Here is a 22946-nt window from a genome sequence, read left to right on the forward strand (position 1 = left end):
GCAGTTGCAGCAGGCTTAGGCGCGGATTGGCTCAAAGCTGTTTGACGTTAATATTCAAGGTTTGAATCCGATAGGCGATCTGCCTAGGCGTCATATCCAACAATCGAGCTGCCTTGGCTTGCACCCAGCCGCTTTGCTCCAGCGCGGCGATTACTCTTTCCCGCTCGTCCATGTTTTCGTCGTGCAGATCGATTTGCTTAATTTGTTGCGGCGTCCGGCCGATGCCAATTTCGCTTTCCAGCCCGGTCGCGGCAATTACGTCGCGATCGATGACGCCGTCCTGGCTCATAATCGCGGCGCGTTCCAGGCGGTTTTCCAATTCGCGGACATTGCCGGGCCAGTCGTGTTTCATCAAAATGCGGATCGCGCTTTCCTTGACTTCCAGCGGCCGGCCGCCTTGTTGCTTGGAAATCCGGTTCAGTAAAAAGCTGGCCAGTTCCGGAATGTCTTCGATGCGCTCGCGCAGCGGCGGCATATTGATAGGCATCACGTTCAGCCGGTAATACAAGTCCTCGCGGAAGTTGCCGTCGGCCACCTCCTGCTCCAGATTGCGGTTGGTTGCGGCGATGATGCGGACGTTGACTTTCAGGGTGCGGACGCCGCCGACCCGCTCGAATTCGCCCTCTTGCAATACCCGCAATAGTTTGGCTTGGAACGAAGCCGAGATTTCGCCGATCTCGTCGAGAAATAAGGTGCCGCCATCGGCCAGTTCGAAGCGGCCCTTGCGTTGACCGATCGCGCCGCTGAACGCGCCTTTTTCGTGACCGAACAACTCGGACTCGAGCAAGGTGTCCGGTAGTGCCGCACAGTTCAGTTTCAGAAACGGGCCGTTGGCGCAGGCCGAGTTGAAGTGGATGGAACTGGCGACTACTTCCTTACCTGTGCCGGATTCGCCGCGAATTAAAACGGTGGTATGCCATTTTGCGACCTGACGAATGATGTCGAACACCTTCAGCATCGGTTCGGAATGGCCGATGATGTTTTCGAAGCGATAGTTTTTGACCAGAGTCTGTTTGAGGTAGTCGCGCTCGCTGGCCAGTTCGTTTTGTTTGCGTTCCATGACCCGCAGCATGTTGACGCTGTGGGCGATCAGGTTGGCAACCATTTCCATGAAGCGGGCGCGTTCGCCGAGGAAGCCTGCGTCGCATGGCTGAGCCGCCAGGATGCCGACTACTTCTCCTTGTTCGACGGCCAGCGGCGAGCCGATGAAGGGTAGGTCGGGGTTGTATACGCCGAGCCGGCTTAAGAAGCGCGGTTCGTCGGCGATGCGCTCCACGACGATGGTGCTGCCTTCGTCCAAAATCGCACCGACCAAGCCTTCGCCGGGTTGGTAGCGGACCGAACGGTCGATGTCTTCGCCGTAGATTTCGCAGATGCTCATGCTGTCGTCTTCAATGTCGCGTAGCGTGATCATCCCGAAATGCAGGCCGGTACGTTTGTGCAGTATCTCCAATATCCCCTTCAGTTTGGTTCTCAGATCGTGGGTGCTATTGAGAAGTTGGCTGACCAAATACAGGGTGTCCAGTTCCGATTCGACCAGTAGTAATCTTTCACTCATGGATGCTCACCATGGCTGAGTTTTTTTGACAGGGAAAACTGAGTTTGAAACTGCAGCCGTTTTGATAGTCCGGATCGATTTCGATCATGCCGTTGTGCTGGTTGACAATTTCCTTCGCCATTACCAGCCCCATGCCGGCCTGTACGCTGCCCATCGTCGGCGAAGTGGTGAAAAACGGTTCGAACACTTTGCTGCGTTGATTCGCCGGGATGCCGGGGCCGGTATCGTCGATAGCCACGTGTACCCAGGCGCGGTCGCTGGCGGTGCTGATCTTGATCAGCCGTTCGCGACTGCCGGCACGGTTCATGGCATTGACCGCATTGTCGATCAGTTGTTTGAACAGCATGCGCAGTTTGTTCTCCGACCCGAGGATAGAAGGCAAAACCGGATTGGGCAACCAATCGACGACGATGCCGTTGGCTAGAAACTTGGTGCTGTAGAGCAGCATTACCTCGTGCAGCAGTTGATTCAAATTGACGGGTACGACCGCCGATTCCGGGATCTCGGGCACGCAGCGTTGCAAAGTCGCCAGGGTTTCCTCGCCCATGGCTTGTACCTGACTGAGCAGGTCGCGCAACGGCTGGTTGTGCGAGTCGTTGCGCTGACTCATGATCTGTATCGCCGCGTGAATTTGATTGAGCGGCTGGCGGATTTGGTGCATCGCGCCCAACAGGGTTTCGCGGATGCTGCGTATGTGTTCTTCCTCGGTCAACAAATTGCGCAAAGTCTGAATCTGCAGTTTTTCCTGCTGGCGACGCTGTAGTGTGATGTCGTTGACGCTCAACAATAGATAGTCTTTAAACTGCTTGGCGAAGAAAGTGTCGGCGCAGACGTCGTTTTCGGTAAACCAGTTGCCGGAGCAGGAAAACCAGCGGGTGCCGCGGATGCCGGTGCCGTCGTAACGGATTTCCCGGTTGGTGAAGCCTTGGCGAGTCGTGGCGGCGTTCCACAGATCGCCCATGTCCTGCTCCAACGCGTCGAGGAAAAACAATGCCGGTTCCGGTTTATCCAGTTCGCTGATCAGCATCTTGTACATTTGGTTGTCCAGGACCACCCGCTTGTCGCTGTCCAATACCGCCATCGCCACCGGCGATGCGTTCAGCACCGATTCGATCAATTGCTTTTGGTTACTGACCTGCTGTTCGACGTGGTGAGCCTGGGTGACGTCCCGGTGCATGCCGATGTAATGACTGATGGCGCCGCGTTCGTCGAACATCGGCGCGATCGTCAGGTCCGCCAAATAGCGGTCTCCCAGTTTACGCCGGTTGACCAACTGGCCGTGCCAAACTTGCTTGCGGGAAATGGTGTGCCATAGGTCGTAATAAATTTGCCGGGGCGTGGACTTGTCGGAGAGCTTGGATTCGTTTTGGCCCAGAATTTCGGCGGCGTGGTAGCCGGTCACTTGGGTGAAGGCGTCGTTGATATACAGGATATTGGCTTTTTTATCGGTGATCGATATGGCGACCGGGGCTTGTTCGACCGCTTTCACGAACAGCGAGAAAGGTAGGGTTTGGTTTCGCTTGTCGCCGCGCTTGGCCGGGGTGGTATCGGCCTGGCCGGGCGCCAACAGATTGGCCGTGTCGATCTCGATTTCGCCCAGCATGAAGTCACGGGTGGATTTGGTCATGGCAAACTGCTCTCTAGGTATATTCCGGATGAATGATTGTTGCCCGCCGAGCAATCGACAGCAAAGCCGGCGGCAAGGGCGACCGGCTCCGGGCCGGTATTTCCTTAAAAGCATATGCAATTTGGACGCCAAAGTTGGTAAGGCTAGTCTGCTGTTGCTTATTCCCGGCTAATTGTAAGGTTTACGACATTTATTTGCCCGCTTGTTTTGAATCTGTGTTTTTTGGCACAGAGCTTACAGGAAACCTGAGCCCTGATTTCGCGGGATTCGGCGGGTATTCGCCGAGATAGTCGCTTGGCACGGATGATGCTGAATAGTTAACACTACACAAGGTTCTTAAAACGATGAGCGAATACTTATTGCTGATATTGGGCACGGCGCTGGTAAACAACGTGGTGCTGGTCAAGTTCCTCGGATTATGCCCGTTCATGGGCGTTTCCAACAAACTTGATACCGCATTGGGCATGGGCTTGGCGACCACCTTCGTACTGACGCTGGCCTCGGCCGCGAGTTGGGTATTGGAGCACCGCTTGCTGTTGCCGTTCGACATCGGCTTTTTAAGAGTGTTGGGTTTTATTTTAGTGATCGCCGCCGTCGTGCAGTTCACCGAAATGGTCATTCATAAGACTAGTCCGGTGATGTATCAGGTGTTGGGTATTTTCTTGCCGCTGATCACTACCAATTGCGCAGTCTTGGGCGTGGCCTTGCTAAACATCCAAGAACAATACAACTTCGTCCAAAGCCTGTTGTTCGGCTTTGGTTCGGCATTGGGTTTTACCCTGGTGATGGTGCTCTTTGCCGGTCTCCGTGAACGCTTGGCGTTGATGGCTGTACCGGCACTTTTTTCAGGCACCCCCATTGCGTTTATCACCGCCGGCATTATGTCGCTGGCATTCATGGGATTTGCGGGTCTATACAGCAAATAAGAGGCGCAGCCATGTACGTTTTATCCGCGATAGTGATTTTGACCGCTCTGGGCCTGTTTCTGGGCATCAGTCTGGGCATTGCCGCTAAATATCTGAAAGTGGAATCCGATCCGCTGGTCGAGCGAGTGGAAGAATTAATGCCGGGTTCGCAGTGCGGCCAATGCGGCTTTCCAGGATGTCGGCCGGCGGCCGAGGCCGTGGTATCCGGCGCCGCGCCGGTAACCTTATGTCCGCCGGGCGGCACGGCCTTGGTCGAGCAACTGGCCAAACTGCTGGGTGTCGATGTCGACTTGAGCCAGACTCAGGATCAAGAACCGATGGTCGCTAGGGTCAGCGAAGAGACGTGCACCGGTTGCACTCGCTGCTTTAAGGTCTGCCCCACCGATGCGATCGTCGGCGCACCAAAACAAATCCATGCGGTCGTTGCGGATGCCTGCATAGGCTGTAAAAAATGTGTGGAAGTTTGCCCGACCGAGTGCCTGCAAATGCATCCCGTCGAAGTCACCTTGCGGAACTGGCGCTGGCCCAAGCCTTTGGCGGCGTAAGGAAAAAGTTTATGTTTGGATGGTTTGAAAATCCTAGATTACGCGGCGGCGTCCATGCCGAAGAGCATAAGAGCGAAACGGCGAAGCTGAGTATCGCCAGCGGCTTTCCGATTCCGAAAAAGCTCTACATTCCGGTGCAGCAGCACGTCGGCAAGCCCGCCGAGCCAGTCGTCAAGGTCGGCGAAAGAATTCTAAAGGGTCAACTACTGGCCTATAGTCAAGGCACCATTTCGGCGCCGGTTCATGCACCAACATCGGGCGTTGTCGCCGACGTGAAAGATTTTCCGGCGCCGCATCCGTCCGCGTTGCCGATTCGAACCGTTGTCATCGAAAGCGACGGACACGACGAATGGGCGCCGCTGGAAGTGCCCGACGATCCGTTTGAACTTGATGCGGAAACGATTTGCGCGATGGTCGGCTCCGCGGGCGTGGTTGGCTTGGGCGGTGCGGTGTTTCCGTCCGCCGTTAAACTCAGTCTGGGCCGAAAAAGCAAAATTCATACATTGTTGATCAATGCTGGAGAATGCGAGCCCTACCTGACCTGCGACGATAGGTTGATGCAGGAAAAAGCCGACGAAATTGTCGCCGGTATCCGCCTGATGCTGCGAGGCATGGGCGCGCCCAAAGCGATGGTCGGTATCGAGGACAATAAGCCGGCGGCGTATCAGGCCATGCGCGATGCTTGCCGGGATTATCCGAATATCGTGGTATCCCAAGTCCCGACCCGCTACCCGATGGGCTGGGACCGGCAGATGCTGCGTTATCTGACCGGTCAGGAAATTCCGGCCGATGGCCGAGCCGCCGATATTGGCGTCGTGGTTCACAACGTGGCGACCGCCCACGCGGTTTACAAAGCGATTTGTCTGGGTCAGCCGTTAATTTCCAGGGTGGTTACCGTATCCGGTGCCGCCGTTGCCCAACCTCGCAACGTCGAAGTGCCGATCGGCACCTTGATGTCGGAAGTGCTGGCATTCTGCGATTGGGATAAAACCAAAATGGCCCGCTTGGTGATGGGCGGACCGATGATGGGCGATGCGCTGCCTATCGCCGACGTACCGGTAGTCAAGGCGTGCAATGGTATTTTGGCTCTAACGGCCGCCGAAATCGAAGAGCCCGAAGTGCAACCGTGCATTCGCTGCTCGAGTTGCGTCACGGCTTGCCCGGTGGGTTTGCTGCCGTTGGAAATGGCTAGCCGGATCAAGGTTAACCAACTCGATGCCGCAGTCGATCTGGGCTTGAAGGATTGCATCAGTTGCGGCAGCTGTTCCTATGTTTGTCCTTCGAATATCCCGCTCGTGCATTACTTCAAATTCGCGTCCGGCGAACTGGTCAAGCGCCAGCAGGCCGATCACAAGTCGGAACAAACCAAACGTCTGATCGACGAACGCAATCAGCGAATGGAGCGCATCCGTCTGGAAGCCGAAGCCGAGGCGCAACGTGCTCAGGAAGCCCGCGCCGCCCGTTTGGCCGCTCAACAAGCGCAGCAGGCACAACAAGCCCAGGCGAAAGCGGAGGAAACCGTATGAGTGTAAAACCGGTTAGTGGTCCTCACGTACTGGCTACCCGCCGTTCCGATCAGATCATGCGTCTGGTGATTCTGGCGATGGCACCGTCCGTAGGTTTCGGCGTGTTGCTATTCGGTTGGCCGGCCTTGTATTTGCTGGTTGTCACGGTCTTCTCGGCGCTGGCCTTTGAAGCGTTCTGCCTGAAATTGAAAGGCGTCGCGGCCGGACCCTATTTGCGCGACGGTTCCGCGATCGTCTCCGGCCTGCTGGTGGCGATGACCTTGCCGCCGTGGGCACCCTGGTGGATAGGCGTCGTTGGCGCCGGTATCGCTATTGTGTTGGGTAAGCATGTCTATGGCGGTCTGGGACAAAATTTATTTAATCCGGCGATGCTGGCCAGGGTGGCCTTGCTGATTTCATTTCCGATCGAAATGACGACGTGGGCGAACGTATCGCCGCTGTTCACCGGGCCTGGCGTGTTCGACAGCTTCGCAATCACATTTTCGGGCTTAAGCAACGCTGATGCGGTAACCGGTGCGACCACGCTGGGCCTGGTCAAGACCGAATTTTCACAAGGTCACGTATTACCCGGCATATTGAGCGACTATTCCGGCTTCTTGGCGATGTTGGGTTGGGAGCGCGGTAGTCTCGGCGAAACTTCGACGCTGTTGATTCTCGGCGGCGGCCTGTGGCTGATGCGGCAGGGCGTGATCCAGTGGCATATCCCGGTTTCGTTGTTGGCGACGATTTTCCTGCTGTCCTCCGGCTTTCATTTGTGGGACGCCAAACATTACTTGAGTCCGTGGGTGCATTTGAATTCCGGCGCAGTCATGCTGGTGGCCTTCTTTATCGCTACCGATTACGTGACCTCGCCGAATACGCCGCAAGGACAGGTGATCTTCGGCGCCGGCTGCGGCTTGTTGATATTCGTAATTCGTTCCTGGGGGGGGTATCCCGAGGGCACCGGTTTTGCCATTTTACTGATGAACGCCGTGACTCCATTGATCGATCATTACATTCGGCCGCGTATTTACGGACGTTACCGTAGCGGTAAACCGCTAGACATTTCCAATTCCTGAGATTGCCGATGAGTTCCGATCCCGTGCAAAAACAAGCGGCTGGCGGCGAAGCGCTGGCGGCGGCGATTTCCGCAGGCAAAACGCTGAAACGTAAGCTGGCGGTCTGGCTGGAGCCCGAGAATTTGCAGGCATTGCGGCCGCAATTGCAATTTCAGGCCGGCGTTTTGGCGGGTTTCGCGTTATTGGCGGCGCTGTTGCTGGGCTTGGCCGATCTGGCCACCCGAGGCGTGATCGCGCTGCGATTGCAGGAAGACTTGCAGGCCAATTTGGCTCAGGTGGTGCCGGCAGATTTGCACGACAATAACTTGTTGGAAGATAGCGTGATGTTGGATTCCGCCGATGCGAATCTGGGCTCGCCGCAAACGCAGGTGTATCTGGCCAAGAAAGCCGGCGCGGTCAACGCGGTGTGTTTCAAGCTGATCGCGCCGGACGGATATGCGGGACCGATCAGTCTGGTCATGGGTGTGGACCGAAACGGCGAAATTCTGGGCGTGCGGGTGATTGCCCACGTCGAAACGCCGGGTCTCGGCGACAAAATCGAAATTACCAAATCCAAGTGGGCCTTGTCTTTCGACGGCAAATCGCTGGATAACCTGACCGTCGAACAATGGGCGGTCAAGAAGGACGGCGGGGTGTTCGATCAATTCAGCGGCGCGACCATCACGCCGCGTAAAGTCGTGCAAGCCATTCGGCGCGGTCTGGAATTCTATCGCGTCCATCAAGCCGAACTGCTGGCCGCCGAATAGCCGCATCCTGGTAAACCACGTTTTCGTTTCGGAGTGTATCCATGAATCTTTCGATATTGTTTTCCGAGCCCTACCGCAAAATCGCCAAAGACGGTCTGTGGGACAACAACGTCGTATTGACCCAGAATTTGGCCTTGTGTCCGCTTTTGGCGGTGACCGGTACCGCGACCAACGGGCTGGGCATGGGCTTGGCGACGATGGTGGTGATGCTGGCGTCCAATGCCGCCGTGTCGGCCAGCCGGCATTTGATTCCGGCCGAAATTCGGATTCCGATCTTCGTGTTGTTGATCGCGGCGCTGGTGACCTTGGTCGATTTGTTTCTGAACGCCTGGATGCACGAGTTGCATAAGGTGCTCGGTTTGTTTATTCCGCTGATCGTTACCAACTGCGTCATTTTGGGCCGGGCCGAAGCCTTCGCCTCCAAGCAGGAAGTGTTGCCGTCGATGTGGGACGGCTTGATGATGGGCGTCGGCTTCACCGCCGCGATGGTGGTGCTCGGCGCGATGCGGGAAATCAGTTCGGCGGGTACCTTGTTCGCGAATGCGTCGGTATTGCTCGGCGAAAGTTTTCAATTTCTGGAAACCGTGTTGATTCCGGAATACAAAGGTTTTCTGCTGATGGCGCTACCGCCGGGCGGATTCATCATGTTGGGATTCATGGTGGCCTTGAAGCGACTGTTCGATCGCAAGGCCGCCGAAAAACCGGTCCAACCGGCCGCGCCGATCGAAGCAGCCGTCGTCGAATAACCGAGGTCAACGATGAACGTAGGAGTTTGTTACGCTCAAGCGGACCGGCAAATCTGGATGCGTCTGGAAGTGCCGGAAGGTAGTACCATCGCCGAGGCGATAGAATTATCCGGTGTTTTGAGCCAGTACCCGGAAATCGATCTGGAAACGCAAAAGGTCGGGATCTTCGGCAAACTGGCCAAGCTCGATACCGTGGTCAAGGAAGGCGACCGGGTGGAAATCTATCGCAAAATTACCGCCGATCCCAATCAAGTTCAGCGGCGCCGGGTGGCTTAGCCATGTACGTCTGCGTTTGTAAGGCATTTACCGAACGCCAGCTTGATGCGGCAATCGCCAGTGGAGTATCCTCGCGTAAACAATTAACCAATTGTTTCGGGGTTGGCGGCGAATGCGGTAAGTGCAACCGGGAGCTTTCGCAACGATTGCTCGGCAAAGCATCTTCCGGCTGTTCATCCAGCATCCATGCCGTGACCAATCATTAAAACGAATCACCGGGAGAATCGACATGCAAGGCGATAAAAAAGTCATCGAGTTTTTAAACAAAGTGTTGGAAAACGAACTGACCGCGATCAACCAGTATTTTTTGCACGCGCGGATGTTCAAGAATTGGGGTTTGCACAAACTTAACGAAAAGGAATATCACGAATCCATCGACGAAATGAAACATGCCGATCGCTTGATAGAGCGGGTGTTGTTTCTGGAAGGATTGCCCAATCTGCAAAGCTTGGGGCGCTTGATGATAGGTGAGAATCCCAAGGAAATGCTGGAATGCGATCTTAAACTGGAACAACTGGCGTTGCCGTTGTTGAAGGAAGCGATTGCCTATTGCGAGTCGGTGGCCGACTACATTTCGCGCGAATTGTTGGAGCATATTCTGGAAAGCGAGGAAGAACATATCGATTGGCTGGAAACCCAGCTGGATTTGATCGAAAAACTCGGCATTCAAAATTACCTGCAATCGCAGATGTAATCCCTATTTCGCCTCTTCCATCCGACCGCCTCCGCGTGGCTGTATGGAAGGGGCCAAGCTTCGTTTTCTCACGTTATCTTCTTTCGAACCTCCCCGTTCGCGTAAAACCGGGTACCGATGGTGTTGGCGTTCGTCCGCCGTTTTTTCCGAAGACATTGCGGAGCGCTGATCGCGCCAACGGGATTTTTCCCAGCGCTCAGCAGAATCGTCGGTTTCTCGCTAAAATGACAGCTTGATTCTCTACCGGCCGGACCAACGAACGACACGCATGGCTTGTCCGACGTCCAAGGCCAACGATCGCCAGTTCGGTGCCCACTGAAAGGATTTATGCTGCAAAACGCCTTTACGCTCGAATCATTGCTGGAGACTCACGATCTGCCGTTCGTGATCATCAATGCCGATTTAAGGATCGTCGCGGTGAATCGCGCTTGGGAATTAAGTTTTGGCGTCGATAGGCAGCAGCAGGTTGGTCGGCCCTGTTGCGCCGATAGCGGTCGCTGCCGCCACCGGCAATTGTTTCAGTCCTTGGAAGGTTACGCGGGCGTTCATGGCGGTGTCGGTACCGTTCCGCCCGAGCTGTCGTTCAATGTACGGGGATTTCCGCTGCTGGATGCCGATGGCACGCTGTATTTGGGTGAAACCCTGGCTCCGATCAGCAAGCCGACCGGTGCTTACAGCGGGCCGACGATGATAGGCCAGTCGGCGGCGTTTACCCGCTTCAAATCCACGTTGTTGCAAGCCGCCGTCAGCCAGGCGCCGGTGATGTTGTTGGGCGAAACCGGTACCGGCAAGGAATTGGCGGCCGAATTCGTGCATCGCCAATCGCCGCGCGCCGACGCGGATTTCGTCATTGTCGACTGCACGATACTGGGCGAGGATTTATTCGAAAGCGAATTGTTCGGCCACGAGAAAGGCGCGTTTACCGGCGCCGCCGTCGCCAAAAAAGGCCTGTTCGAACTGGCCAACGGTGGTACCTTGTTTCTCGACGAAATCGGCGATCTGCCGTTGTCGCAGCAACCCAAATTGCTCCGAGCCTTGGAAAGCGGCCAGTTTCGCCGGGTTGGCGGAACGACCATGTTGAAGTCGGACGTGCGTATCGTCTGCGCCACGCACCGTAATTTGGCCGATATGGTTAAAGCGGGCCGGTTTCGCGAGGACTTGTTTTACCGGCTTTCGGTGTTTCCGGTGGACGTGCCGCGCCTGCGCGACCGCAAACAGGATCTGCCGGTGTTGATCGATTTTTTTCTGGAGCAGCTCGGCGGTCGCGACGGCCGTACTTATCGGCTGAACCAGCCGGCTTTAATCAAATTGCTGCAGTACGGATGGCCGGGTAATATCCGCGAGTTGCGCAATTGCTTGCAGCTCGCCGCCGGCTTGTCGCAAAACGGCGTGGTCTCGGAGGCTTGCGTGCATTTCATGCAGCCGCTGAACCAAGCGGCTGCGGTCGAAGCGACGGTCGCGGCAACGCCGGAGCGCAAGCCCTGTTTGAACAGTTTGGCGGAATTGGAAGCCGATTTCATCAACAGCCTGATCGTCAAATATCAAGGCAACCGCAAGTTGATCGCCGCCGAAATGAACATCAGCGAGCGCACGCTTTATCGCAAACTAAACCGTTTGAATTTGAATTAGGTCGCGGAGCATATCGTTATGGAAGCCAATCTTATCAACTGGACCTTAACCAGCATCAGCCCGCAACGCAACGGATTCACGCCGCCGCGCGACATGCGGGAGACCGTGGCTCAAATCAAGGCCTTGCCGCCATTGCCGGGTAGCGCGATGCGTATCTTGAAACTGACTTCGGACCCGCATGCCGACGCCGCCAAGTTGGCGGAAATCATCGAGCTTGATCCTTTGTTGACCGCTCAGATCATACGCTGGGCCAGTTCGGCCCTGTACGGTTACCGGGGCAAGATCACGTCGGTGCATGATGCGATAACCCGGGTGCTGGGTTTCGACTTTGTCATGGATCTGGCCTTGGGCTTAGCCGTATTGGCGCCGTTGAAAGCGCCCAAGGACGGGCCGATCGGCACCCGGATGTTTTGGACGCATGCGCTGGCCAGTACTCAGTTGATGGCCAAATTAGCAGCGGCGATGCCGGAGCCGAGTCGGCCGTCGACGCAAGCCTTGTTTTTGGCGGCGCTGATGCACAACATTGGTTTTCCGTTGCTGGGCCATCGATTTCCGGACGAATTCGCCTATTTGAGCGGTTTGATCGCCGCCAATCCCAGCTTGGTGGTATTTCACCTGGAAAACTTCGCGTTCGGCGTCAATCACGCCGAAATAGGGGCGTGGCTAATGAACGATTGGTCGATGCCCCGATTGGTAACCGACATCGTTTATCATCACCACAACCCTTGTTACCGAGGCGACAATTACATGCTGAATTTGCTGACTTTCGCAAACGACAGCTTGCTCGGCGAACTCGGGATCGGCGATGCCGCCAATCAGACCTGTTCGGAGCAGGCGCTCGAGCAGTTGGGCCTGACGCAGGACGCGTGCCGGGAAGTACTGGACAGGCTGAATGACGATCTGGCCAAGGTCGTCGCCACCGCCGAACAGCTGACCGAATAAGCTCGCGCCACTAGTCGCGCATGACCGCGTTGCGGCGGTCCTTGCGTTTCAACACGCCGCCCAATATCCACATTTGGTACATCGATACTGTCCACATGAACGCGAACGCCACGCCGAGGCCGGCACCGGCGAGAATCACCAGTAGCGCGAAATGCGGATTAAGCTTGGTCAACCACCAGGATGCGATGTCGATCAGTAAAAACAAATACGGCATCACCACGGCCGGATATTTGTACTTACAAGGCACGCCGGTACTGAAGCTGAAAATAATACCGACGAACATGAAGATAAAACTGATCCCAAACAGGTGGATGTGCGAAATGCGTATCAGCGATTGAAACGTGGCACCTTCATTGGAAGCGGCCAGTTTCTTTAAATTGTCGAATCGGCCGAAGTCCGGCAACGAGCCGGCGGAGGCGTTGTGGCACATCAAGCAGCGGGTCTCGACAATCGGCTTGATGTCCCGATCGTAAGTCGCTTCCTCGGCGCCGTCCCGCACCCACTGGATGATTTTGAAGCGTTCCTGGTCGGGGGCGTTGTACTTCATCGAACCGTTCAGTTTCGATTCCAACACCGAACCGGAGCGGTCGCCGTAATAGCTGTAGACGATGTCGTCCAACGACAGGCCGAATTTGCCGTCGGCCATCCCGTGAGTGAACAGGATTTGAATCAGCGCCATCAGATAACCGGCGCCGACCGTGGTCAGATAACCGCTGAACAGCAGTTTGATCGAGGTGCCGAAGCTGATCAGATTGATGCCTTTACCGGCGCGGTCGAGAGTAGGTGGATCGCAGTTCATGGCGCAATTCCGAGGCTAAACGAAAATACCGTCCGGCGCGTGAGCGCCGAACGGGCGAGGGCGATTTTCGCGCTCGCTATTGTTGACTATTCTGGTAGTACAAGCCAAGCGCCTCGATCTCGGAGTCGCTTAAGGTCTCGGCCAGAATCCGCATCCTGGCGTAGATGTCGTTGTGGCGTTCGCCGGATTTAAAGGCGCGCAAGCTGGCGGCCAGATAATCCCCGCTTTGGCCGGACAACGCCGGAACGTCCTGCGCTTGCCCCTTGCCGTCGGTGCCGTGGCAAACTTCGCACGGCGGCAATAAGCGCTGCTTGTCGCCGCGCTTGACCAAGTTTTCGGCGGTCGGGTAGGCGTCTTTCGCGTTCGCCGACAAAATCGCCGCAGGTCGAGTCGAAAACCACGCCGCCAAATCGGCAGCGTCTCTCGGCGTTAGGCCTTTGGCGATACCGTTCATCAGTGGATTTTGCCGGCTGCCGTCGCGGTAGTCTTGCAGTTGTTTGAATAAATAAGTCGGCAATTGGCCGGCGAGCGAGGGGTAGGTCGGCACGGCGCTGATGCCTTGCTCGCCGTGGCAGGCGGCGCAGGCTTGCGCCAGTTCCCGGCCTTTTTGCGGATTGCCGGATTCAACCAAGCTCAATTGCTCGGCGGTCCACGCCAGTTTCGACGAGGGTTCGGCGCAAACCAGCACGGGTGTCAGTACTGCGATCAAGCAGAATAGGTTTTTCATGATCAGACCCCCCATCTGCCGGAACCGAAGGTTTCCATCAGGAAGAATTGCAAAATCGGGTAACCGAACGCAATCAACATGAATACCGCGATGACCGCGTTCCACAATCCGAAACTGTTCAAATAGGCTGGTAAATCCCGGACCGGACGAATCGGTTCGGCGTATTCGACTTCACCACGGTAGGCTTCCGTACCGCACTGGGTTTTATACAGGTTGTAGAGCAACATGCCGGAGGACACCAGCAGGATCGTGCCGCCGAAGATCATCGTGACTTCGTAGGGCTCCCAGGACAAGGTCAGCAAGTTGTTGTAATTGACGCTGTCTATCCGCCGCGGCTGGCCTAGCAAACCCAGAATGTGCCAGGGCGTGGTCATGATGATCATGCCGACGAACCAAGTCCACAATTGGGTGATCGCCAACGACGGGCAATGCAGCGGCTTGCCGGTCAGAACCGGCCAGAAATAATAGGCGATCCCGAAATACATGATGATGGTCGTGCCGCCGAAGATCAGATGGAAATGGCCGGATACCCAGGCCGTGTTATGTACCATCGCGTTCATTGCATAGCTGGCGTTGACCAGGCCGCCGAAGCCACCGAAGATCAGCATCAGCAAGCCCAGAATTAGCGCCAACACCATTGGGTTGTTCCACGGCAGCGCGGCGATCCAGCCGAACAAGCCCTTGCCGCCGTTAAGGCGGCCGGCGATTTCCAGCGAGGCGATCACGGTAAAACCGGTGATGAAGGTCGGCAACGTGACGACGAAGGTGCCGATCGCGTGCAGGATTTTCCAGCCGTGGCCTTGCTCAGGATCCATGTACAAATGGTGGAAGCCTATCGGCAAACTGAAGACGACCAACAGAATGAACGCGGCTCTGGCCATTTCGTCGCTGAACAAATAACCGCCGGCCTGTTTGGGGACCAGGGTATAAAACGCGGTATAGGTCGGAATCAGCCAGAAATAGACGATGGGATGCAAGGTCCAGGCGAACAGCGTACGAGCCAGACCGGCGTCTATCGTATCTATCCAGCCTAAGGCCCACGGGATCAATTGAAATAGGACTTCCACCGCGACGCCGACGCTGGTCCACAGCCACAGAATCGCATTGGCCGTGGTGGCGAACATCGCCAACGGCACCGCTTGGCCAGGATGAGCTTTTTTCCATTGCATGTACATCACGATCATCGACACGCACCAGAACCACGAGCCGACCACCAGCAAGGTCGCGCCAATATAAAACAGCGGGTGGGCCATCAACGGCGGATAAAAGGTAAACAACACCGAGGCCTTGCCCAGCAGCAACGGCAGCGCGGCCAGCACCACGCCGGTCAGGGCAACGCCAAAACCGCTCCAAGCAAAACTTAGGTTCCAGATTGGCAGTTTCAGTGTGCTGGTGGCCACGTAGTAGCCGAAGCCCATGATGAAAAACGTCGTCAGTACAAAGCCCATCAGCACGCCATGGGTACTGACCGAGGCGTAATACACTTCCCGCGACTCCAAAAAGCCAAAGAAACCGCTACGTTCAATGACTTGGTACAGCCCCATCAACGCCGCCAAACCGAAGGCGGCGAACGCGACCCACAGATGGGTCAGCGCCAGTTTTTTCGCGCTTGCGTTATCCATGTTGTTCTCCCCCTTGCTTGGCCAGCGCGTCCCACTCGGCCTTGCCTACCACCTTGATGTTGCTCCACATGTGGGCGTGGCCCATGCCGCAATACTCGTTGCACAGCAAGGGATAGTCGCCGGTGTGGTGCAGTTCGGTCTTGACCTGGGCGACATAGCCCGGCACGATCATCGTGCTCATGTTGGTCATCGGCATGTGGACGCCGTGGATGACGTCCAGGCTGACCCAGCGGAAGGTGATCGGCGTTTCCGCCGGCACCGTGAGGGTTTTTGGGAAAAAGCCGTAGCGGCCGGCCACCATGCGCACCGTGACGCTGCCGTCCGGGTTGCGGCTGGCGCCGAGTTTGTCCTCGGCGAATTCCTTGGACAAATGCAGTTTGGCCGAGTCTATGGTTTCGACATTGCTCGGCGCGTGTATGCCGTGCAGCAAGGCCGAGCCGAGAATGGCCGAGACGAACACGCCGGCGATACCCAGCGCGACACCGGCCCAATTTCGTTCCAGTTTATCGATATGCATGGTGCCCCCTCAACCGATATGGCCGCGCGGCAGGAACACCCCGTAATACATCAGCAGCCAGGCGATCAGCATGCCGCCGCTGACGATCAGCATCAGCGCCCAGGTGCCGACCGGCGAGCTTTCCAGGATTTTTTTTCGTTCTTCTTCACTTAATCGAGTCATACCCATCCTTCCTGTTTAATTATTTTTAGGAATTGAGCAATAAGCGCCGACTCGCGGCCCGTCATTCTTGGCGATGACTATTCCCTGGTTATTGCAAGGGAGATGATACCCTGATCGCGTGCGGACGCAAAACGCCAAGGTGGCGCTCGCGTTCCAACCGCTTTAATGCGGGTGGGCGTTGAGGCGATACAGCTTGTAATCGACGAACTCCCCAGCTTCGGTCAGCGTTTCGGCATGGGTGAGCTCGATGTCGAAATGTTCGGCGTAAAGGTGCCGTACTTCGGCGGCGATCTCGGGGTGCGTGGCAACCGTTTCCGTGGTTTCGGCTTCCTCGGCGGTCAACAGAAAAATCTTGTCGGTATCGGGCAGAATGCGCTCCAGATGTGCGACGTAAAGTTTGCGAACCTCTTCCGGCAAGGCAGTCAATGCCGCGCGGTCGTAAACCGCGGCGACGGTGCCGAGATCGGTAGCGGTCAGCGAAAAATAATCGCCACACAATATCGTCAGGCGATCATGCCGCCACGCCACGAATTTGCCGATTTTTCGACGGCTGGGTTTCAAGCTGTTCTCGCGGAAAAACGCCGCGACAGCAACCGGGCTGAGTTCGATGCCAATCACTTCGTGGCCTTGTTCCAACAACCAGATCAGATCCAGGCTCTTGCCGCACAACGGCACGAATACGCGACTGCCCTCGGCCAAGTCCTGTCCGTTCCAAAAGCGGCGTAGTAAGGGATTAACCGCGGCTTGATGGAAGTCGTCGCGTTGGTCTCGCCAAAATTGCAACCAAAGCGGATTGTCGCGGGCGGTGGCGGCGGACGAGGAAGGCGTGGCAGGTTGCTGGGCTCGGTTGGACATGGCTGACTCGCTGTGCGGTAGGGTTGTGCTTCGAAAAGGTTCTGATCGAACGGGCACAACGCTTCGAGAGAAGAGCGATGCAGGCCGAAAAGGCGCTTGCGGCGGCGGAGCGACTGGGTCAAAAGTGCCCGCTGGGGTCAAGGGTAACACGCGGGCCGGCTGTCGTGCGGGAATTTGTCCGGTTTGGCGCGTGACCAAGCCGCGCTTCGATCTGAGCGCGGTCATAATGGTCGAACCGAGGCCGGCGAAATCGGTTTGTGTCGGCCGTGCGACCGCTGGGTTGAGAGGGCTGGACCCGCGCCGGGGCGACCGTTGGCCGCCCCGGCGCGGGTCTGGGTTATAATGGCGGTTTTTTCAAAATCAACGAGTCGTAACATTGTGGACGTAACCCGCTACATGCAGCAATTGGGCAAGCAGGCCAGACAGGCCGGTCGCGAGATCAGCAAGGCCGATACCGGCCGCAAGAATCTGGCCCTGGTGAAAATCGCGGAAGCCTTGGCCGCCAACGCCGACACGTTGATCGCCGAAAACGCCAAGGATTTGCAAGCCGGCCAAGCCAACGGCCTGGATGCCGCTTCGTTGGACAGGCTGGATCTGACGCCGGCCCGTATCGAAAAAATGGTCGAGGGCTTGACCCAAATCGCCGCGTTGCCGGACCCGGTCGGCGAAATCACCAACCTCAGTTACCGGCCGACCGGCATTCAAGTCGGACAAATGCGGGTGCCGTTGGGCGTGATCGGTATCATTTACGAATCCAGACCGAATGTCACCGTCGATGCCGCCGCGCTGTGCCTGAAAGCCGGGAATGCCTGCATTTTGCGCGGCGGCTCCGAAGCCATTCATTCCAATCGGGCCATCGCCGCCTGTATCGCGCAAGGTTTGGCCGAGGCCGGACTGCCGCAACAGGCGGTGCAAGTCGTCGAAACCACCGACCGGGCGGCGGTCGGCGCGCTGGTGACGATGAAGGAATTCGTCGATGTGATCGTGCCGCGCGGCGGTAAAAGTCTGATCGAGCGGATTAGCGCCGAGGCGACCATCCCGGTCATCAAACATCTGGACGGCATTTGCCACGTTTACATTGATGTCAAGGCCGATCTCGACAAGGCGGTGGCGATCGCGTTGAACGCCAAAACCCATCGCTATGGCGTCTGTAATGCGATGGAAACGCTATTGGTCGCCGAAAGCGTTGCCGGCGCGGTATTGCCCATCCTGGCCGAGCAATACGCCGCCAAGGGCGTGGAGTTGCGCGGCTGCCTGAAAACCTGCTCATTGATTCCGGGCGCGGTCAGGGCCAGCGAAACGGACTGGCACACCGAATATTTGGCGCCGATTTTATCGATCAAGATCGTCTCCGGCATCGACGAGGCGATAGACCACATCAACACCTATAGCTCGGCGCATACCGAAGCCATCGTCACCGAGGATTTCACGCTGGCCCGGCGTTTCTTGCGCGAGGTCGATTCCAGCTCGGTGATGGTCAACGCCTCGACCCGTTTCGCCGACGGCTTCGAATACGGTCTGGGCGCCGAAATCGGCATCAGCACCGATAAATTGCACGCGCGCGGACCGGTCGGCTTGCACGGCTTGACTTCGTTGAAATACATCGTGTTGGGCGACGGGCATATCCGCCAATAATGATCGGCGTTTACGGCGGCACCTTCAACCCGGTTCACTACGGGCATTTGCGGACCGCATTGGAAGTGCGCGAATGCTTCGAATTGGACGACTTGAAAATGATTCCGTGCCGGGTGCCGGCGCATCGCGGCGAGCCGGATGTTTCGGCGGAGCACCGTTTGCGGATGCTCGAATTGGCGGTCGCCGGCACGCCCGGTTTGAGCGTCGATAGACGCGAACTGGACCGGCCGGGACCGTCCTACATGGTGGATACCCTGCAATCGCTGGCGGCGGAGTTGCCGGGGTCCGGCTTGGTGCTGTTCGTCGGTGCCGACGCCTTCACCGGTCTGGAAGGCTGGTATCGTTGGCGGGACCTGTTCGATTACGCCCATATTGTGGTGATGACCCGGCCAGGCTTTCAACCGTCGGTACTTGGCGATTTTATGCGAGCCCGCCTCGCGGCGCGGCGGGACGAGTTGCGCGACGCCAGGGCTGGCAAGTTGTTTTTTCAAGCGGTGACCTTGCTGGACATTGCCGCGACCCAAATCCGCCGGATCGTCGCCGACGGGACGAATCCTAGATTTTTATTGCCGGACGCCGTTCTGGCCTATATTCAACAACATCAACTTTATCGAGCAAGCTCGACATCTACGGAAACCTGAATGCAAAGTACCGAATTAGCCCAATTGGTCCAAACCGAACTGGATCTGCGCAAGGCCCTGCATATCGCGACGTTGGACGTACGCGACAAGACCAGCATCACCGATTTTATGATCGTCGCGACCGCGACCTCGGCGCGGCACGCCAAGTCGCTGTGCGATTACGTTGTCGTGAAAGTTAAGGAAAACGGCATCCAACCGATCGGTACCGAGGGCGAGCAAGGCTCGGATTGGGTTTTGCTGGATCTCGGCGACGTGATCGTGCACGTGATGACCGGCCAGGCTCGCGAGTTCTACCAGTTGGAAAAACTCTGGTCGGTACCGGCCAAATCCGCCTGAGCCCGGAGCCGGCGCGGCCGATTTAAATTGGCCGTCCTCCTCAAGATTTCGGCCGGTCAGTCGATGACTAGGCTAGCCCGAGGAGGAACCATGAACACCCTGAGACTGCTTCAAATCATCCCGCTGTTATGGCTGGTGGGCTGCGCCGGGCCGGCCGGCAAATCCGCCGCTCTGTCCGAATCCAAAACGCTAAGCGCCAGCGGTATCAGCCGCTTCGACGACAGCGGCGCGCTGAACGTCAAGCAACGCTGGCAGCAAGCCCAGCAGAATGCCAAACTCGACGCCTACCGAGATTTGGCCGCTCAACTTTATCGCGAGCCACTGCCCAACGGTTCGACGGTCGGCGCCCAAGTGATGCGCGACGAAGCCTACCGCGTCTACGTCGATAGCTATTTGCGCGAAGCCCGTCCGGCCGACTACCGTACCGTCCGCGACCATCTGAAAGCCAGGCTGGACCTGACCTTGACGCCGCGCTTTTATCGGTGCATGGCCGGCGACGCGGGGCAGGTCGGGCAATGTCAGCAACAGGACCAAAAGCTGGCTTTCACCCGATTGGGATACCGGGAGGCTACCATGGTTTCAGCGAATCTGGCTTGCGGTAACCGGGATTGTAGCGACCAATACCACGTCAAGGGCTTTTCCAAACAACCCAATGTCGTCGATGATGTCTTGCTTGATGCCGGCATGTACGACAGCGAATGGACAATCAACACCGGCGCGCGTACGCTGTTGAATTATTTCCTGACCAACGGGTTCCTCAATGCGCTGTAACGGCTTTAGCCACGTTTTACTGATTTTGCTGTTGGCCGGTTGCGGCGGCGCCGGTACGCGAGACGATAGCGCCAGCGATTTGGCGGCCTCGCGACAGGTTAGCGCCGAGGGTAGCGCAGCGATTGCCGGTGCGAATCGCGAGGCGGCTCGGCGGGCCGCTATCGACAACGCGGTCGACGCGGCTTCGGCTCGGCTGCGGCGCGGCAATCGCGGCGACCAGTTGATCAGCGATATCAAGGTGGTCGACGAATGGCAGGACGGCGCCGTCTACCACGTGCAAGTGCTGGCAATGTTGGCCGACAGCGAGCGTTGCGTGTCTCCCTATCGCAAGAAGATTGTCGCGACCGGCTTTCCGATTATGAACGCCGATCAGCTCAGCGGTTCCGAGAGCCAGGATTTGTACAGCGGCATTCCTCGCGAGATCAACAATCGACTCATGGAAACAGGCGACTTTATCGGCCGCAACCTGACCAATGCCGCGCTGTACGCCCGACCGGACATCGCGCCGGAGTTGGTGCCGGCCGAGGGCAGCGGTGAATCCATGGTGTTGAACGTGGCCCGCCAGCAAAACGCGCAGTTCGTGCTGTCCGGCGTGATACGCGATTTTCGGATCGAATCCACCGAGTACGTGCGCGGCACCGGCGTGTTGGCCGATCTGAAATCGTTGGTCCGCGATTTTGTCGGTCGGCGCAGCGTCGGCATCGACGTATTCGTTTACGACGGCTTTACCGGGGCGCTGTTGTTTCAGCAGCGCTACACCGACTCCATCGTCGGCGATGTCAGCCTGCCGACCGGCTACACGGTCGGTAGCGACCGCTTCAACGCGACGCCTGCCGGCCATAAGATCGATGAGATCATTACTCAGGCTTCGGAAGACATACACAAAATGTTCGGCTGTTACCCGTTCGCTACACGGGTGGCGCGGGTCGAATCCGGCCGCGTCGTGATTGCCGCCGGGGCGCAAGATAAGGTCAAGGCCGGCGACAAATTGATGGTGTATCCACTGGCCCAGAATCGGGCCGATACCGGCTTGGGTGACCCCAGCGGCATTTTGACCATCGTCGACGTTAGTGCCGCGACCGCCGTCGGTCAAATGGACGCCGGCGCCGCCATTGTCCGGCCCGGCGACTGGGTCAAGAGTTTTCAGTCGCGTTAAACGGTTTCCGCCAATAAGGCTTCGATGTCGCCGCGCAAAGTCTCCGGAGCGGTCAGTGGCGCGTAGCGTTGTTTGACGCAACCATCCCGGCCGATCAGAAATTTGGTGAAATTCCATTTGATCGCTTCCGAACCCAGCACGCCCGGCGCGCTAGCCTTCAGAAATGCGTACAACGGATGTGCGCCGTCGCCGTTGACTTCGATTTTTTCGAATATCGGGAAGTCGATTTGATAATTCATCGCGCAAAATTCGCCGATCGCCTGGCTGTCGCCGGGTTCCTGGGCGCCGAATTGATTACACGGAAAGCCCAACACCGCGAAGCCTCGGTCTCGATATTCGCGGTATAGCGCTTGCAAGCCTTGGTATTGCGGGGTGAAGCCGCAACGGCTCGCGGTATTGACGATCAACAGTACTTGGCCGCGGAAGGTGTCGAATGCCAACGGCGCGCCGCTCAGGGTGACGGCTGAAAACCGGTAAATAGTGTCCATGGTAGCTTTGTCGATGAATGTGGGTGGCCCGGACCGGCAGAAGCCGGTCCGGGGCGTTGACCCTCAGGCCGGAAAACCGCCGGTTAGGCGTTTGTCCAGTTCGGTTTGCAACAGCGCCGCGTAATGCCGCTTCAACGCGGAGTCGGTCGGTTGCGGCGGCAATTGGGATTGTATATCGGACAGCAATTGCGTCAGTACGTGCCGTTTCAACACCGAGTCCTCGGGCAGCTGCGCTGATTTGGGTATGGGGCGGGCCGGCTGGTGGCCGGCTGCCGACGCCGGTCGCACTGCGGATGCCGTTTCGAGTGCCGCTTTTTGCATTGCGTCGTAGTGTCGGCGCAGCACGGAATCGGTGGGATAAGGTCTCGCCCGTTGCTCGCGCTCGGCGAGGCGCATCGCCAGATAATGGCGGCGCAGCACCGAGTCTTCCGGGATCGCCGTATCGCTTGCGGTATGCGGCAAGGGCACCGAGGAGACGGCGCCGAGGTTGACAGGCGCGGCGCTCGGTTTTGCAGGCTCGGCGCATGTCGGTTCCGCCGCGGGCGGCGCGTTCAGGTGTTGTGGGTTCGCGTCGGCTGGCATTGCCGAACCAGGCGTTGCAATTTGCGCGGTTTCCAGCTGCCGGCGAAGGGCGATCTTGCGTTTGATCGCCCAGACCAACAGACCCAGCAGCAATAGCGAAAAAATGGTTGAGACGACGATAATTTGGATCATGAGCTTTCCCCTGGTTATTGTTGTTATCGATCCGGAATGGACGTCGGGCCTGCAGTGGTTTCAGGCTGAGCTCGGCCCAGCGGCACGGTCCGGTTCAAAGCATCGTTGCGCTTCCGCGTTCCGTTCGTCCTGGTGCCGGCGTTACCTTGGCGGTAGCGCTTTCGGGGCGCGGCGATCGGTCGGCGGCTGGCCGGCCAATCGGGGTGATTTATATCATAAATCCTTGAAAAACTTATGAAGTCTATTTAAG

Annotated in this window: 26 protein-coding genes; 16 read left to right on the top strand and 10 right to left on the bottom strand. The window is 57.4% G+C overall.

Annotation, left to right across the window (positions count from 1 at the left end; genetic code table 11):
- Positions 1-31: 31 nt before the first annotated feature.
- Positions 32-1558: a nif-specific transcriptional activator NifA gene (nifA, locus tag ACQE3E_RS05090; protein ID WP_064024199.1), complete on the bottom strand. Its 1527-nt coding sequence runs from the start codon at positions 1556-1558 to the stop codon at positions 32-34.
- Entirely contained in the window at positions 1551-3185 is a 1635-nt protein-coding gene (nifL, locus tag ACQE3E_RS05095) for a nitrogen fixation negative regulator NifL (protein WP_313728815.1), read from the bottom strand. Before nifL ends, nifA begins: the two co-directional genes overlap by 8 nt.
- Positions 3186-3529: 344 nt before the next feature.
- Between nifL and rsxA the strand changes: the two genes are divergently transcribed.
- The 11 genes from rsxA (at position 3530) to ACQE3E_RS05150 (ending at position 12273) form a co-directional block, all read left to right on the top strand.
- Positions 3530-4111 (top strand): electron transport complex subunit RsxA, encoded by a 582-nt coding sequence (gene rsxA, locus ACQE3E_RS05100; protein ID WP_064024198.1) that lies wholly within the window; start codon positions 3530-3532, stop codon positions 4109-4111.
- A gap of 11 nt (positions 4112-4122) precedes the next feature.
- Entirely contained in the window at positions 4123-4656 is a 534-nt protein-coding gene (gene rsxB, locus ACQE3E_RS05105) for an electron transport complex subunit RsxB (RefSeq protein WP_064024196.1), read from the top strand.
- A gap of 11 nt (positions 4657-4667) precedes the next feature.
- Positions 4668-6182, top strand: coding sequence for an electron transport complex subunit RsxC (rsxC, locus tag ACQE3E_RS05110; RefSeq protein WP_313728814.1), 1515 nt, complete (start codon positions 4668-4670; stop codon positions 6180-6182).
- Positions 6179-7240, top strand: a complete 1062-nt coding sequence (locus tag ACQE3E_RS05115) for an RnfABCDGE type electron transport complex subunit D (protein ID WP_313728813.1) — start codon at positions 6179-6181, stop codon at positions 7238-7240. Before rsxC ends, ACQE3E_RS05115 begins: the two co-directional genes overlap by 4 nt.
- 8 nt (positions 7241-7248) lie before the next feature.
- Positions 7249-7986 carry an electron transport complex subunit RsxG gene (rsxG, locus tag ACQE3E_RS05120; RefSeq protein WP_083385532.1) on the top strand — a complete coding sequence of 246 codons (738 nt, stop codon included), beginning with the start codon at positions 7249-7251 and terminating at the stop codon, positions 7984-7986.
- Between the two features lie 41 nt (positions 7987-8027).
- Positions 8028-8732, top strand: a complete 705-nt coding sequence (locus ACQE3E_RS05125; protein WP_064024189.1) for an electron transport complex subunit E — start codon at positions 8028-8030, stop codon at positions 8730-8732.
- Positions 8733-8744: 12 nt separating this feature from the next.
- On the top strand, positions 8745-9008 hold the full coding sequence (locus tag ACQE3E_RS05130) for an RnfH family protein (RefSeq protein WP_064024187.1): 264 nt from the start codon (positions 8745-8747) through the stop codon (positions 9006-9008).
- Positions 9009-9010: 2 nt separating this feature from the next.
- Positions 9011-9214, top strand: a complete 204-nt coding sequence (locus ACQE3E_RS05135) for a (2Fe-2S)-binding protein (protein WP_313728812.1) — start codon at positions 9011-9013, stop codon at positions 9212-9214.
- A gap of 23 nt (positions 9215-9237) precedes the next feature.
- A complete protein-coding gene (gene bfr / locus ACQE3E_RS05140) occupies positions 9238-9702 on the top strand; it encodes a bacterioferritin (RefSeq protein WP_064024262.1) in 465 nt (154 codons plus the stop codon).
- Positions 9703-10029: 327 nt separating this feature from the next.
- Positions 10030-11331, top strand: coding sequence for a sigma-54 interaction domain-containing protein (locus ACQE3E_RS05145; RefSeq protein WP_313728811.1), 1302 nt, complete (start codon positions 10030-10032; stop codon positions 11329-11331).
- 18 nt (positions 11332-11349) lie between these two features.
- Positions 11350-12273 (top strand): HDOD domain-containing protein, encoded by a 924-nt coding sequence (locus ACQE3E_RS05150; protein ID WP_313728810.1) that lies wholly within the window; start codon positions 11350-11352, stop codon positions 12271-12273.
- 10 nt (positions 12274-12283) lie between these two features.
- Here ACQE3E_RS05150 and ACQE3E_RS05155 read toward each other — a convergent pair whose 3' ends face one another.
- From ACQE3E_RS05155 to ACQE3E_RS05180, 6 genes are all read right to left on the bottom strand, one after another.
- Positions 12284-13072, bottom strand: coding sequence for an elongation factor-1 alpha (locus tag ACQE3E_RS05155; protein WP_071154839.1), 789 nt, complete (start codon positions 13070-13072; stop codon positions 12284-12286).
- Between the two features lie 76 nt (positions 13073-13148).
- On the bottom strand, positions 13149-13799 hold the full coding sequence (locus ACQE3E_RS05160) for a c-type cytochrome (RefSeq protein WP_313728809.1): 651 nt from the start codon (positions 13797-13799) through the stop codon (positions 13149-13151).
- Between the two features lie 2 nt (positions 13800-13801).
- Positions 13802-15421 carry a cbb3-type cytochrome c oxidase subunit I gene (locus tag ACQE3E_RS05165; RefSeq protein ID WP_313728808.1) on the bottom strand — a complete coding sequence of 540 codons (1620 nt, stop codon included), beginning with the start codon at positions 15419-15421 and terminating at the stop codon, positions 13802-13804.
- Entirely contained in the window at positions 15414-15938 is a 525-nt protein-coding gene (locus ACQE3E_RS05170) for a cytochrome C oxidase subunit II (protein ID WP_064024177.1), read from the bottom strand. The genes ACQE3E_RS05165 and ACQE3E_RS05170 overlap by 8 nt, the downstream gene beginning before the upstream one ends.
- Before the next feature lie 9 nt (positions 15939-15947).
- The gene (locus ACQE3E_RS05175) at positions 15948-16100 is read right to left on the bottom strand and encodes a hypothetical protein (RefSeq protein ID WP_168031802.1); all 153 of its coding nucleotides are present in this window, start codon (positions 16098-16100) and stop codon (positions 15948-15950) included.
- A gap of 162 nt (positions 16101-16262) precedes the next feature.
- On the bottom strand, positions 16263-16955 hold the full coding sequence (locus ACQE3E_RS05180) for a thiopurine S-methyltransferase (RefSeq protein WP_281022474.1): 693 nt from the start codon (positions 16953-16955) through the stop codon (positions 16263-16265).
- A gap of 396 nt (positions 16956-17351) precedes the next feature.
- Between ACQE3E_RS05180 and ACQE3E_RS05185 the strand changes: the two genes are divergently transcribed.
- The 5 genes from ACQE3E_RS05185 (at position 17352) to ACQE3E_RS05205 (ending at position 21494) form a co-directional block, all read left to right on the top strand.
- Entirely contained in the window at positions 17352-18590 is a 1239-nt protein-coding gene (locus ACQE3E_RS05185; protein WP_409521100.1) for a glutamate-5-semialdehyde dehydrogenase, read from the top strand.
- Positions 18590-19231, top strand: a complete 642-nt coding sequence (gene nadD, locus ACQE3E_RS05190) for a nicotinate-nucleotide adenylyltransferase (protein WP_281022476.1) — start codon at positions 18590-18592, stop codon at positions 19229-19231. Before ACQE3E_RS05185 ends, nadD begins: the two co-directional genes overlap by 1 nt.
- Complete coding sequence (gene rsfS / locus ACQE3E_RS05195) at positions 19232-19567, top strand: ribosome silencing factor (RefSeq protein WP_064024169.1); 336 nt, start codon at positions 19232-19234, stop codon at positions 19565-19567.
- A gap of 90 nt (positions 19568-19657) precedes the next feature.
- The gene (locus tag ACQE3E_RS05200) at positions 19658-20338 is read left to right on the top strand and encodes a hypothetical protein (protein ID WP_313728806.1); all 681 of its coding nucleotides are present in this window, start codon (positions 19658-19660) and stop codon (positions 20336-20338) included.
- Positions 20328-21494 (top strand): flagella assembly protein FlgT middle domain-containing protein, encoded by a 1167-nt coding sequence (locus tag ACQE3E_RS05205; RefSeq protein WP_427501287.1) that lies wholly within the window; start codon positions 20328-20330, stop codon positions 21492-21494. Before ACQE3E_RS05200 ends, ACQE3E_RS05205 begins: the two co-directional genes overlap by 11 nt.
- Here the strand turns inward: ACQE3E_RS05205 and ACQE3E_RS05210 are convergent.
- Positions 21491-21982, bottom strand: coding sequence for a glutathione peroxidase (locus tag ACQE3E_RS05210; RefSeq protein ID WP_313728804.1), 492 nt, complete (start codon positions 21980-21982; stop codon positions 21491-21493). The genes ACQE3E_RS05205 and ACQE3E_RS05210 overlap by 4 nt on opposite strands.
- A 63-nt stretch (positions 21983-22045) precedes the next feature.
- Positions 22046-22696, bottom strand: a complete 651-nt coding sequence (locus tag ACQE3E_RS05215) for a hypothetical protein (RefSeq protein WP_313728803.1) — start codon at positions 22694-22696, stop codon at positions 22046-22048.
- Between the last annotated feature and the right edge of the window lie 250 nt (positions 22697-22946).

Origin of the sequence: Methylomonas sp. MED-D (assembly GCF_050276835.1) — a bacterium.
GTDB classification, from domain to species: Bacteria; Pseudomonadota; Gammaproteobacteria; order Methylococcales; family Methylomonadaceae; genus Methylomonas; species Methylomonas koyamae_A.

Bases quoted from the DNA above. Each gene is read 5' to 3' on its own strand.
- nifA (WP_064024199.1), bottom strand. From the start codon at position 1,558: ATGAGTGAAAGATTACTACTGGTCGAATCGGAACTGGACACCCTGTAT.
- nifL (WP_313728815.1), bottom strand. From the start codon at position 3,185: ATGACCAAATCCACCCGTGACTTCATGCTGGGCGAAATCGAGATCGAC.
- rsxA (WP_064024198.1), top strand. From the start codon at position 3,530: ATGAGCGAATACTTATTGCTGATATTGGGCACGGCGCTGGTAAACAAC.
- rsxB (WP_064024196.1), top strand. From the start codon at position 4,123: ATGTACGTTTTATCCGCGATAGTGATTTTGACCGCTCTGGGCCTGTTT.
- rsxC (WP_313728814.1), top strand. From the start codon at position 4,668: ATGTTTGGATGGTTTGAAAATCCTAGATTACGCGGCGGCGTCCATGCC.
- ACQE3E_RS05115 (WP_313728813.1), top strand. From the start codon at position 6,179: ATGAGTGTAAAACCGGTTAGTGGTCCTCACGTACTGGCTACCCGCCGT.
- rsxG (WP_083385532.1), top strand. From the start codon at position 7,249: ATGAGTTCCGATCCCGTGCAAAAACAAGCGGCTGGCGGCGAAGCGCTG.
- ACQE3E_RS05125 (WP_064024189.1), top strand. From the start codon at position 8,028: ATGAATCTTTCGATATTGTTTTCCGAGCCCTACCGCAAAATCGCCAAA.
- ACQE3E_RS05130 (WP_064024187.1), top strand. From the start codon at position 8,745: ATGAACGTAGGAGTTTGTTACGCTCAAGCGGACCGGCAAATCTGGATG.
- ACQE3E_RS05135 (WP_313728812.1), top strand. From the start codon at position 9,011: ATGTACGTCTGCGTTTGTAAGGCATTTACCGAACGCCAGCTTGATGCG.
- bfr (WP_064024262.1), top strand. From the start codon at position 9,238: ATGCAAGGCGATAAAAAAGTCATCGAGTTTTTAAACAAAGTGTTGGAA.
- ACQE3E_RS05145 (WP_313728811.1), top strand. From the start codon at position 10,030: ATGCTGCAAAACGCCTTTACGCTCGAATCATTGCTGGAGACTCACGAT.
- ACQE3E_RS05150 (WP_313728810.1), top strand. From the start codon at position 11,350: ATGGAAGCCAATCTTATCAACTGGACCTTAACCAGCATCAGCCCGCAA.
- ACQE3E_RS05155 (WP_071154839.1), bottom strand. From the start codon at position 13,072: ATGAACTGCGATCCACCTACTCTCGACCGCGCCGGTAAAGGCATCAAT.
- ACQE3E_RS05160 (WP_313728809.1), bottom strand. From the start codon at position 13,799: ATGAAAAACCTATTCTGCTTGATCGCAGTACTGACACCCGTGCTGGTT.
- ACQE3E_RS05165 (WP_313728808.1), bottom strand. From the start codon at position 15,421: ATGGATAACGCAAGCGCGAAAAAACTGGCGCTGACCCATCTGTGGGTC.
- ACQE3E_RS05170 (WP_064024177.1), bottom strand. From the start codon at position 15,938: ATGCATATCGATAAACTGGAACGAAATTGGGCCGGTGTCGCGCTGGGT.
- ACQE3E_RS05175 (WP_168031802.1), bottom strand. From the start codon at position 16,100: ATGACTCGATTAAGTGAAGAAGAACGAAAAAAAATCCTGGAAAGCTCG.
- ACQE3E_RS05180 (WP_281022474.1), bottom strand. From the start codon at position 16,955: ATGTCCAACCGAGCCCAGCAACCTGCCACGCCTTCCTCGTCCGCCGCC.
- ACQE3E_RS05185 (WP_409521100.1), top strand. From the start codon at position 17,352: ATGCAGCAATTGGGCAAGCAGGCCAGACAGGCCGGTCGCGAGATCAGC.
- nadD (WP_281022476.1), top strand. From the start codon at position 18,590: ATGATCGGCGTTTACGGCGGCACCTTCAACCCGGTTCACTACGGGCAT.
- rsfS (WP_064024169.1), top strand. From the start codon at position 19,232: ATGCAAAGTACCGAATTAGCCCAATTGGTCCAAACCGAACTGGATCTG.
- ACQE3E_RS05200 (WP_313728806.1), top strand. From the start codon at position 19,658: ATGAACACCCTGAGACTGCTTCAAATCATCCCGCTGTTATGGCTGGTG.
- ACQE3E_RS05205 (WP_427501287.1), top strand. From the start codon at position 20,328: ATGCGCTGTAACGGCTTTAGCCACGTTTTACTGATTTTGCTGTTGGCC.
- ACQE3E_RS05210 (WP_313728804.1), bottom strand. From the start codon at position 21,982: ATGGACACTATTTACCGGTTTTCAGCCGTCACCCTGAGCGGCGCGCCG.
- ACQE3E_RS05215 (WP_313728803.1), bottom strand. From the start codon at position 22,696: ATGATCCAAATTATCGTCGTCTCAACCATTTTTTCGCTATTGCTGCTG.